Raw genomic sequence first — 10,859 nt, 5'->3', positions numbered from 1 at the left:
TTAATGAGTATTTTTAAGGCAGCCATTGGTCGTTCGCTCGATTCCTTACATGAACAGATGCTTGTTCAAGCACTCGGCGGAGTTGATTTTGTTAAAGACGATGAAATTTTATTTGAAAATGAGCTAACTCCATTAGTCGAGAGAGTTCCAGTAGGATTAGCTGCGATTACAGAAGCCGCAGAACAAACAGGTCACCTTCCTCTTTACGCAGTTAATTTAACGGGAAGAACGTTTGAATTAAAAGAGAGAGCGAAACAAGCGGTTGACCTTGGGGCACCAGCATTATTATTTAATGTTTTTGCATATGGGTTAGATGTTTTGCAAGCCTTACGAGAGGATCCAGACATTGATGTTCCTATTTTGGCACATCCAGCTGTGAGTGGGGCACTGACTGCATCTGCTAATTATGGATTCGCTTCTTCCTTATTATTAGGCAAATTACTAAGAATGGCCGGAGCTGATTTGGTACTCTTCCCATCTCCATACGGTAGCGTCGCCTTAGACAAAGAAGAAACAGAAGCGATTGCTAAACGTCTTCAAGAAGCTGATGATGTTTTCAAACAAGCATTTCCAGTACCTTCTGCAGGGATTCATGCCGGAATGACGGAAAAAATTATCAAAGATTTTGGTCATGACATTGTCATTAATGCTGGTGGTGGAATTCATGGACATCCTGATGGTGCAGTGGCTGGAGGTCGGGCCTTCCGTGACGCTATTGATGGAGTTTTAGAAGGAAAGAGTTTACCAGAAGTGACCAAGGAAAGTGATGCGTTGAAAAAAGCTATCGATGCATGGGGCTATTTAAAACCATGAGGAAACGGGTCATCTTTTATAGACTTTGCTGGCATGATGACAGAAACCAATAACATCATTGCTTTTCTGAAGTGATTAACCATTTAAAAAAGAATGAGGTGAAGTGATGAGTTCGGAACGTTGGAATGAGCTTGCTGATATTAAAGAAGAGTTAGCGGCACGAGATTGGTTTCCAGGTACGAGTGGAAACCTTTCGATAAAAGTAAGCTCGGATCCGCTTACCTTTTTAGTAACGGCAAGCGGAAAAGATAAACGAAAAAGAACAGATGAAGATTTTTTGTTGGTGAATGAATTAGGTTTAGCAGTTGAAGAAACTCATTTAAAGCCGTCTGCTGAAACATTGCTCCATACTGAAATTTATCAAAACACCGATGCAGGCTGTAGTTTGCATATTCATACATTGGATAATAATCTTATCTCGGATTTGTATGGAGACCAAGGTTTTATCACTTTTAAAGGTCAAGAACTAATTAAAGCGTTTGGGATTTGGGATGAGGGTGGTGAAATCACTTTACCGATTATTAAAAACTATGCTGAAATTCCTAAATTAGCTAAAGAGTTGGCTAACCAAATTACTCCTCATATAAAAGGAGTATTAATTCGTAATCATGGAATTACCGTATGGGGGCGAACAGGTTTTGAGGCGAAAAAACATCTTGAAGCCTTTGAATTTTTATGTTCGTTTCACTTACGACAATTACAATATAAACATTTAATTAAAGGAGGAATTGGGAATGGCAACGTTACGTTTTCATGATAATGATGAAAGATTAAGAGGGGATGAACTCGTTTCATATTTAGAGGAACAAGGAGTTATTTATGAGAAGTGGGGGACAGATAATTTACCAGAACATTTAGTGGAAAACTTTACGTTAACAGATGAAAATAAAGAAGAGATTTTAAAAGTTTATAAAAGGGAGATTGCTGATATTTCAGCCCGCCGTGGTTATTTAACGGCAGATGTAATCTCGTTATCGGATTCAACACCAAATTTAGATGAGCTTTTAAAAAATTTCTTAAATGAACACCATCATACAGATGATGAAGTGCGGTTTATCGTTAGTGGACATGGAATTTTTGCGATTGAAAGTCAAGATAAAAGGTGGTTTGATGTTGAACTTGAGCCAGGAGATCTGATTTCTGTTCCCGAATATTATCGTCATTACTTTACTTTACAAGAAGATCGGAAAGTTGTGGCGGTTCGTATTTTTAAAACAAAAGAAGGGTGGGTTCCTGTTTACGATAAAGAGGAACAACCTTCTTAAAAAATTTATGTAAGAGTTGGATCAAATGGGGATGAAGAAATTGAATTAGCTCTAAATAAAGTATAAAAGGAAATTAGCACTACTACAAAAGCTGCTAAGTAGATGGTGGCTCTAAATATAGAGGAATTTTCGAGTGATGGTATACCCATTGCTCTTTTTTTAGTCAGGTGTGGCGGATTAGGGAGCGAAAAGAGGAGGATAGGTAATGAAAATCCGTGTTGTGGCGGATTACGGTGCGAAAAACCATGAATAGGTAATGAAAAGCCATGCTGCAGCGGATTACGGTGCGAAAAGCCATGAATAGGTAATGAAAATCCGAGCTGCAGCAAATTACGGTGCGATTTAATTTTAAACTCATCAAAAGCTCCTAAAAGCTTATAATGAATCTTTTAGGAGCTTTTGCTCATTATAATAACCCGACTTTTTCTTTGATTTCTTTTAACTTCTTTGCCGAATAAGATCGTGCTTTTTCGGCTCCAACTGCTAAGAGTTTTTCAATTTCGGCTGGCTGGGCGATCAGTTCTTCATATTTAACTCTTGGTTTCTCTAATTCGCGATTCATGACCGTATAAAGGGACTCTTTTACTTCTCCCCAACCAATTCCCAGTTCAAATCGTCTTTTCATTTCTAACGTTTCATCTGCGGTAGCAAAAGCTTGATACATTGTAAAAAGTGGGGAAGATGTTGGATCCTTTCGTTCCGATGGCAAGGATGAATCTGTTTTTATCTGTTTAATTAATTTCTGTAATCTTTTTGGTTTACAGAACAGAGGAATCGTATTTTGATAGCTTTTGCTCATTTTTCGGCCATCTAATCCTGGTAAAACGGCAACTTCTTTTTCAATATAATAGTTAGGGAGCTTAAATGTCTCGCCAAAAGTATGATTAAATTGCTCTGCTAAATCACGAGCGATTTCAATATGCTGAACTTGGTCTTTCCCAACCGGAACGACATCGGCATTAAACATTAAAATATCGGCAGACATTAAAATGGGGTAATTAAATAAGCCCATGTTAACCCCTGTGTCCATATCGATATCGGCTCGGTTATTTTGGTCAACCATTGCTTTGTATGCATGGGCCCGATTCATTAGCCCTTTTGATGTTAAGTTAGCTAATATCCAGTTTAGCTCAAACAGTTCTGGGATGTCTGACTGTCTAAAGAAGGTTGCTTTCTGTGGATCTAATCCGAGTGCAATCCAAGTCGCCGCTACTTCTAACGTTTGCTTTTTCAAGAGATCTGTGTCTTTAACAGAATTTAAAGCATGCATATTCGCAATAAAATAGAACGGCTCAAGTTGATTATCCTTCATGAAATTCAGAGCAGGTTTAATGGCTCCAGCATAATTGCCAATATGAATGTCTCCTGTTGGTTTAATTCCAGTTACAATTCGTTTCATTCTTTTATCTCCTTTGTGCTAAATTTTTTGATCTATAAAATAAAAAAGTCCCCCGTCCTCAAAAAAAGGACGGGAGACCCGTGGTACCACCTTTGTTCGTTTTTATTAAAAAACGCACTTATCGACGTACGGAAATAAAGATCATTTCGATACGCTGCCTTTTGTAACGATAAGGCGTTTCGTCAAGGCCTACTATTCGTTCAGCCTGAAAGCTCCAAAGCCCATTCAACAATAACTACAGACTGATTCACACCAACCATCAGCTCTCTTAACTGTCGTAATTTGTTTACTCTTCTTTATCAATGCTTTATCCAGATATTTCAATTTTTATTGATTGTAATAGAAATAAAATGAGATTGCAAGCCTTTTTAAAAAATAAAAATAAAAAAATTTTAAGAATTTAATTGTGTTCAACTGAAACATTTTTTAAACTAGAACGTATAGATTATTAGTTAATAAATACAATTGAAGGGAGGTATTGTCTACATAGGAAGACCTTTTAATTACTCTAAAGGATTTCCAATTATGAGAACGAGAGGAGGAGAACCATGGAGGATATCCAACAGATTTATTTTATTGGTTTAATTATCGGAGCAGCGATTACGATTCTATATTTACTTCTTAGCGATTTTTTAGATGCCATTTTTGGGTTTCTTGATGGAATTTTCAACCCTGTACTCGTTCTATCATTTCTTACCTTTTTCTGTGCTTCTGGATATTTATTAGAATATTTACCGATTAATTCCTTCGTTATAATCGCAATTTCAATTGGGGTTGCCTTATTGTTAGTCACATTATTAAATGTTTTTATTCTTGTGCCATTATCAAATGCAGAGGCGACGTTAGGTTATAGTGAAGATGATTTACGCGGACGAATTGCTGAGGTCATTATTTCGATTCCAGAGGACGGTTTTGGTGAAATCATGATTAGAGATCATAGTGGTCATATTTCAAGGTCAGCTAAAAGCTTTGAAGGTCCTGCGATTGTATCAGGCACAGAAGTGATTGTAATTGATATTCAAGCGGGAATTCTCTATGTAGCAGAGCGAGAAAACGAGCAATTAGATGTATAAAAAATGGATAGTGGAGGCTAAAAAATGTTAGAAGCACCTTTTATTGTTATAGGTTTAGTAGTAGCGATTGTGATTGCATTAGTAGCTGTTTTTATTACAAAATACCGTACGGCTGGTCCCGATGAAGCGTTAATCGTGACAGGAAGCTTTTTAGGTTCAAAAAACGTTAATACTGATGCGATCGGTAATAAAATAAAAATTGTTCGTGGTGGTGGTACATTTGTCTTACCAGTTTTCCAACAAGCCGAACCACTTACACTATTATCTAGTAAACTAGATGTACAAACGCCAGAAGTCTATACGGAGCAAGGTGTTCCGGTTATTGCTGATGGAACTGCGATCATTAAAATTGGTAGCTCGATTGGTGAAATCGCAACAGCGGCGGAACAATATTTAGGGAAACCTAAAGCAGAGCGTGAACAAGAAGCGAAGGAAGTACTTGAAGGTCACTTACGTTCTATTTTAGGGACAATGACGGTAGAAGAAATTTATCGAAATCGTGAGCGCTTTTCACAAGAGGTTCAAAAAGTTGCTTCTCAAGACTTAGCCAAAATGGGTCTGATTATCGTTTCCTTTACGATTAAAGATTTGCGAGATAACAATGGTTATTTAGAGTCACTTGGGAAGCCGAGAATTGCTCAAATTAAACGTGATGCTGATATCGCAACAGCTGAAGCCGAGAAAGAAACGAGAATTAAACAAGCGGAAGCGAGCAAAGAAGCAAAACGTTCTGAATTAGAAAGAGCGACTGAAATTGCCGAAGCGGAAAAAGTGAATCAATTAAAAGTAGCAGAGTTCCGCACAGAGCAAGATAAAGCAAAAGCAAGAGCAGACCAATCGTATCATTTAGAGGAAGCAAGAGCGAAACAAGAAGTAACGGAGCAACAAATGCAAGTTCAAATTATTGAGCGTCAAAAACAAATTGAGTTAGAAGAAAAAGAGATTCAAAGACGTGAGCGTCAATATGATTCAGAAGTGAAGAAAAAGGCTGATGCCGATCGTTATGCCGTTGAACAGGCTGCCGAAGCATCGAAGTGGAAACAAGTTACCGAAGCCGATGCGGAGAAATATCGTGTTGAAGCGATGGCTAAAGCCGAAGCAGAGAAGGTTCGTGTCGATGGTTTAGCGCATGCTGAAGCGGAAAGAGCGAAAGGGGAAAGTGAAGCGGAAGTTATCCGACTTAAAGGTCTTGCCGAAGCTGAAGCGAAAGAGAAAATTGCTGAAGCATATGAAATGTATGGTCAAGCGGCAATGCTTGATATGATCTTGGAAATGTTACCTAATTACGCAAAAGAAATTGCGAGCCCACTTTCTAACATTGATAAGATTACGGTTGTGGATACAGGTGGAAATGGTGAAGGGAGTGGGGCTAATAAAGTAACGTCCTATGCGACGGACTTAATGTCTACTCTACAAACAACTTTAAAAGAATCATCTGGTATTGATGTCAAGGAACTGATTGAAAATTTCTCTGGAAAAGGGAATGTGAAACAGTCGATTGACCAGTTATCTGAGGAATTAAAGACTAAAAATGATCCTACTCAGGATTTAAAAGCTAAAAATGATTCTACTGAGGACGCCTCTTAAAATAAATAGTAGGATAATAGAGTTTGCGATTTTTCGTTTATATTCAAATGAATCAAAGACAAACTAAATAAATAGGAGCTAATGCAGGCCAAATAGCGGCTTTCATTAGCTTTTTTTATGTTGTTGAAGGGTTTGGATTAGAAATGATTTAGAGTAGACACCTCCTCCTAAAGGGACGCGGGATATAAGCTGTAACAAAATAGTCACTCGGTTTACTTGCTACTCTTCATTTCTATTTCTATAATGAGAGCGTGGCTAAAGTTGAGGGGGATACTTGGATGAATAAGCATGTAACAATGATTATATTAATAGCAGCCGTAATTGGTGGAATTGTCGTTTTTTTTATGACGGATCGATTGGAAGTTGGCAGTGAACCTGGAATGGAAGCGATTGACTTTACTTTGCCAATGTATGAGGAGGAAACAAAAAGTTTAAGTGATTTTTTTGGAGATGTTATTGTCTTGAATGTTTGGGCTTCATGGTGTGAGCCATGTATACGTGAGATGCCTGATTTAATGGAGTTAGATGAAGAGTACGGAAATGATGTAACGGTCTTAACGATTAATATGCAAAGATTTGAACGAGCATTAACAGATGCTCCTGAATTTATTGAGGAGATCGGTTTGACACTACCTGTCTTTTTCGATGAGGAAGGTAAGGTTTATGAGGAGTATCATATTACTGGATTTCCAAGGACATATGTTATAAATCAAGAAGGCATTATTGAGCATGTTTTTAAAGGGGAAGTGAATAAAGAGATGCTCGAGCATAGTATTGAGCCTTTGTTATCTCATAGAGAGTAGTCTACGTGCTGCTTTCTTTTTTTTTGAAAAGAAGGAAGGAATCAGGAGGCTTGATATAAACTAATTCGGCGTAAAAAGGGAAGATAGCAGGAGAGAATAAGCCGAATAAAAGAGAATTCGGCGTAAAAAGGAAAGAGAGCAGGAGAGAATAAGCCGAATAAGAGGAAGTTCGAGCCATTCTGCAAATTTCCTTATCATTCTCCGATATGAGCATTACTTGTTTGTTTATAGCTTTACTTTTTCATTTCAGATCATAAATTCCATAAGTTTGAGATATGCTAGTAGTATTCTGGGATTAGGGCGGGTGAGTATATGTATCGTGAGGAGCTGGTAAAAGTTCTTCGGGTTATTAGTGAAGATAAGCAAGTACAGTGGCTCGAGACGGATCAGTTTTCAAAAAAGGCGATTTTATATAAGGCTTTTACAAAACCTGTTCAAAAAGGGGATGTCGTTTTAGTTAATGTGACAGCCTCTTTATTACGGCTTGGTACAGGTGGGTATGACTTTGTGAGGGCAAGTTACGAAAAGTCGAGTGAGCATGAGCAATCTGAAGATAATGGCCATATTATGAAATTGAGATATACTCCGATGCAGCATAGTGTGATGGCCATCGAATCACAAGAAAGTCCATTCCATTCCCTCTTTTCCGAAAAATTTTCTTTAAGGAAGCAGAAAATATTATTAGCGGAACTCCATAGTATGGTTCCACTCGTTTTTTCAATCGCTCAGCTCCTACATAAAGAGGCAAAAGTATGTGTTATTTTTGACGATCAAGCAGCGTTAGCTTTGTCAGTTAGTGAACATTTACAAAAACTTCATTTATATGAACGTTTTTATTCCATTACGATTGGTCAAGCGTTTGGTGGCATGTATGAGGCAACGACCTTGCAAACAGCCTTACAATTTGCGACCGAACACTTAGAAGCCGATTTAGTTGTCGTATCAGTTGGACCAGGTGTTGTTGGCACGGGTACCAAATATGGTTTTTCTGGTATTGAACAAGCGAAATGGGCTAATGTAATTGGAGCGTTAGATGGGATTCCGGTTTGGATTCCGAGACTTTCATTCCATGATAAACGACAAAGACAACAAGGTTTAAGCCATCATACAAGAACGGCTTTGTTTCAATTTACTTATGCCCGCTCCATTTTGCCATTTCCTGAAATGAAAACCTCCGATCGGCAATTAATAAAAAATCAAATAAGTAAAGAAAATTCGTTGGTTGAACATGATATTGTCTGGTCAGAGTTAAAAGGCGAAGAAACGATTATCGCTCAAGCGTTTAATTTATACGGGCAAGAAATTAAAACAATGGGGCGAACGTTTCAAGATGATCCGATTTTCTTTTTAGCAGTTGCCGAATCAACTAAAGTGAGCTTAGGCTTGGGTGGGTAAACTGTCTCACTCCATTCTTTTACATAATGATAATGTTGACTGGCTTCTTTTAATTTCGCCTTAATTTCCCAGGCTTTCCCTGTTAGTCTGACACCATTTGCATGAACAAATATTTTCAAATGAATCGTCTCCTTTTATTAAAAATTTTCTATGAAATCGGTAGGATGCGACTGAAGAAACTGCTTGTGTTACACTTTTATGAGCGAGAAAAATAAAATAGAACAAAGGAATGATAGTTTTGGATCATTTAATAGAGAAAACAATAGGGAAACAAGATATTTACAAAGGACGAATTATTTCCTTACAACTTGAAGATGTCTTACTACCTAATGGGGAACAAAGTAAACGGGAAGTTGTTAAACACCCTGGTGCGGTAGGGATTATCCCGATTACAGCCGATGGGAAAATCGTCATGGTTCGCCAATATCGAAAAGCATTAGAAAAAGTCATTATCGAAATTCCGGCTGGTAAGCTTGATTTAAATGAAGAGCCTTTACTTTGTGCCAAAAGAGAGTTACAAGAAGAAACGGGTTATGTATCTGACAGTATGGAATTTATTGTTTCTTTTTATACGTCACCTGGATTTGCGGATGAATTGATTTATATTTATGTGGCAGAAGGGTTAACAAAACGCGAGATTTCGTTAGATGCTGATGAGTTTTTAGACGTTTTAGAAATATCGTTGGAAGAAGCAGAGCAAATGATTCAAGAAGAAAAGATTCACGATGCAAAAACGATTTATGCTGTTCAATATATGAGAATGCTACAAAATCGATAAACAAACCTAGAATCTTTTAAGAGTTTCTAGTCATAGATTTACTCTCTCTTTCATAGAGTTTGAATAAGTGGTTATGGAGAGGGAGGATTTAAATGAGAACGAGTGGATTCAAGCAAGTCATTGCCGCACATTTGGAAGAAAATCGTTCTATCTATTTGTTTACGACCGTTTTATTTTTGATGGGAATTATTTTTGGAGCGATTGTTGTCAATAGTATGAGCTTAACGCAAAAACATGATTTGAATCTGTATTTAATGCAGTTTTTTGGACAAGTTTCTGAAGGTCATGTGGCGGCATCCTCTGAGATTTTTAGTCAGAGTTTTATTCATTATGCAAAGTATATTGGCTTAATGTGGCTTCTTGGATTATCGATTATTGGCTTACCTGTCATTCTCATTTTGTTATTTATAAAAGGGGTTGTTGTCGGGTTTACGGTTGGGTTTTTAGTCAATCAACTTGGATTACAAGGGTTTATGCTTTCATTTGTCGCTGTTATGCCACAAAATTTTATTTTAGTTCCCGTTTTTATTATTGTTGGGACCTCGGGTACAGCCTTTTGTATAAAGATGATTCGACAGCAGTTTTTACGAAAACAAGTGATGCCGTTCTTTCCGCAATTTTTGCGTTATTCCTTTTTAATATTATGTATCGGTGCTGCGGTGGGGATTGCATCTTTTTGTGAAGCTTATTTATCCCCTTTGTTAATGAAATTTGTAATTAGTTCTTTTATGTAATGATTCTAATGTGATAATGAATATCTAGTTCTAAATAATAATCATTATCGATTGACACGATATTCTCCACTTATTATAATAAAAGAAGGTTAGATGCTAGAGGGGAGGCTTTTAGAGATGGAAAAGCGATTAGAGCGAATTAAAAAGCACTTACACTCACAAAGTTATAAATTGACACCACAACGTGAAGCGACTGTACGTGTCTTATTGGAGCATGAGGAAGATCATTTAAGTGCAGAAGATGTTTACCTCCTCGTTAAAGAAAAATCACCAGAGATTGGTTTGGCGACTGTATATCGCACATTAGAACTTCTAGCAGATTTAAAAATCGTCGATAAAATTAATTTTGGTGATGGGGTTTCTAGATTTGATTTACGCCAGGAAGGTGCCGCTCATTTTCATCATCATTTAGTATGTATAGAATGTGGAGCCGTTGATGAAATTCAACAGGATTTATTAGGAGATGTTGAAGCAATCGTTGAACGGGACTTTAACTTTAAAATTAAAGATCATCGTCTTACTTTTCATGGGATTTGCTATCGTTGTCATGACAAAGAAAAGCAGGATGCGGAAAATGAAAAGAATACGGAAACCGTTTAATCGGATACATTAAAAAGTCTTTCTTTTTATTAAGAAGGCTTTTTTCGGTTTTAGCGAAAAGTTAGAGAGATTATTTCTTTCGATTGGTATATTCGTTACCCTTTTTGGCATAGCTTGTAACAAGAGGAGCCTTATAAACAAAGAGGCTTCGCTTTATATCATGCTAGCTACGTCCGTTAGAAGCTCGAGAAAAATCGGTCGTCTTTATGAAGACAAAAAGCGTCTTCAACAGTCGCCCTTGCCCACAGGATGTGGGTACAAGGCGTGGTGATTGACGTCGCGAACTTAGCGTTGTTCCTTAGTATTCTCGCTTCTGCCCAAACGGACTTCGCTTTATAATTAGAGGGGGGCGGAGCAATGTTTCAATCGAAAATCGCTTTAGTTGGACAAACATTAAAAGTATTTATCATAT

12 protein-coding genes and 1 other annotated feature are annotated in these 10,859 nt (G+C 37.4%); of the genes, 10 read left to right on the top strand and 2 right to left on the bottom strand.

Annotated elements, in window-relative coordinates:
• The 3 genes from BALCAV_RS19395 to BALCAV_RS19385 form a co-directional block, all read left to right on the top strand.
• A partial coding sequence (locus BALCAV_RS19395; RefSeq protein WP_040324260.1) for a 2,3-diketo-5-methylthiopentyl-1-phosphate enolase occupies nucleotides 1-813 on the top strand: 813 nt, incomplete at its 5' end.
• Between the two features lie 106 nt (nucleotides 814-919).
• Nucleotides 920-1,570: a methylthioribulose 1-phosphate dehydratase gene (locus BALCAV_RS19390; protein ID WP_003321585.1), complete on the top strand. Its 651-nt coding sequence runs from the start codon at nucleotides 920-922 to the stop codon at nucleotides 1,568-1,570.
• A complete protein-coding gene (locus BALCAV_RS19385; protein ID WP_003321584.1) occupies nucleotides 1,548-2,078 on the top strand; it encodes a 1,2-dihydroxy-3-keto-5-methylthiopentene dioxygenase in 531 nt (176 codons plus the stop codon). The genes BALCAV_RS19390 and BALCAV_RS19385 overlap by 23 nt, the downstream gene beginning before the upstream one ends.
• Before the next feature lie 406 nt (nucleotides 2,079-2,484).
• Here the strand turns inward: BALCAV_RS19385 and BALCAV_RS19380 are convergent, their stop codons facing one another.
• On the bottom strand, nucleotides 2,485-3,477 hold the full coding sequence (locus BALCAV_RS19380; RefSeq protein ID WP_003321583.1) for a tryptophan--tRNA ligase: 993 nt from the start codon (nucleotides 3,475-3,477) through the stop codon (nucleotides 2,485-2,487).
• 62 nt (nucleotides 3,478-3,539) lie between these two features.
• Nucleotides 3,540-3,789, bottom strand: a binding site (T-box leader).
• 236 nt (nucleotides 3,790-4,025) lie between these two features.
• Here BALCAV_RS19380 and BALCAV_RS19375 point away from each other — a divergent pair.
• From BALCAV_RS19375 to BALCAV_RS19360, 4 genes are all read left to right on the top strand, one after another.
• Nucleotides 4,026-4,550, top strand: a complete 525-nt coding sequence (locus BALCAV_RS19375; protein WP_003321582.1) for an NfeD family protein — start codon at nucleotides 4,026-4,028, stop codon at nucleotides 4,548-4,550.
• A 24-nt stretch (nucleotides 4,551-4,574) separates the two neighbouring features.
• Entirely contained in the window at nucleotides 4,575-6,137 is a 1,563-nt protein-coding gene (locus tag BALCAV_RS19370) for a flotillin family protein (protein WP_003321581.1), read from the top strand.
• Between the two features lie 278 nt (nucleotides 6,138-6,415).
• A complete protein-coding gene (locus BALCAV_RS19365) occupies nucleotides 6,416-6,940 on the top strand; it encodes a TlpA family protein disulfide reductase (RefSeq protein WP_003321580.1) in 525 nt (174 codons plus the stop codon).
• A 312-nt stretch (nucleotides 6,941-7,252) separates the two neighbouring features.
• Complete coding sequence (locus BALCAV_RS19360) at nucleotides 7,253-8,335, top strand: DUF3866 family protein (RefSeq protein WP_003321578.1); 1,083 nt, start codon at nucleotides 7,253-7,255, stop codon at nucleotides 8,333-8,335.
• On the opposite strand, the gene mciZ is transcribed toward BALCAV_RS19360, so the two are convergent.
• On the bottom strand, nucleotides 8,266-8,454 hold the full coding sequence (mciZ, locus tag BALCAV_RS23300) for a Z-ring formation inhibitor MciZ (RefSeq protein ID WP_081939337.1): 189 nt from the start codon (nucleotides 8,452-8,454) through the stop codon (nucleotides 8,266-8,268). The two genes, BALCAV_RS19360 and mciZ, sit on opposite strands and share 70 nt — an antisense overlap.
• Before the next feature lie 119 nt (nucleotides 8,455-8,573).
• Here mciZ and BALCAV_RS19355 point away from each other — a divergent pair, with 119 nt between their 5' ends.
• From BALCAV_RS19355 to fur, 3 genes are all read left to right on the top strand, one after another.
• Nucleotides 8,574-9,113: an NUDIX domain-containing protein gene (locus tag BALCAV_RS19355; protein WP_003321577.1), complete on the top strand. Its 540-nt coding sequence runs from the start codon at nucleotides 8,574-8,576 to the stop codon at nucleotides 9,111-9,113.
• Between the two features lie 92 nt (nucleotides 9,114-9,205).
• Complete coding sequence (spoIIM, locus tag BALCAV_RS19350; protein ID WP_003321576.1) at nucleotides 9,206-9,847, top strand: stage II sporulation protein M; 642 nt, start codon at nucleotides 9,206-9,208, stop codon at nucleotides 9,845-9,847.
• A 117-nt stretch (nucleotides 9,848-9,964) separates the two neighbouring features.
• A complete protein-coding gene (fur, locus tag BALCAV_RS19345; protein WP_003321575.1) occupies nucleotides 9,965-10,447 on the top strand; it encodes a ferric iron uptake transcriptional regulator in 483 nt (160 codons plus the stop codon).
• The last annotated feature ends 412 nt before the right edge of the window (nucleotides 10,448-10,859 follow it).

This window comes from Alkalihalobacillus alcalophilus ATCC 27647 = CGMCC 1.3604 (assembly GCF_000292245.2).
Lineage (GTDB): Bacteria > Bacillota > Bacilli > Bacillales > Bacillaceae_D > Alkalihalobacillus > Alkalihalobacillus alcalophilus.
The sequence above is the reverse complement of the archived record's forward strand: the minus strand, read 5'-3'. Positions and strand labels throughout refer to the sequence as shown.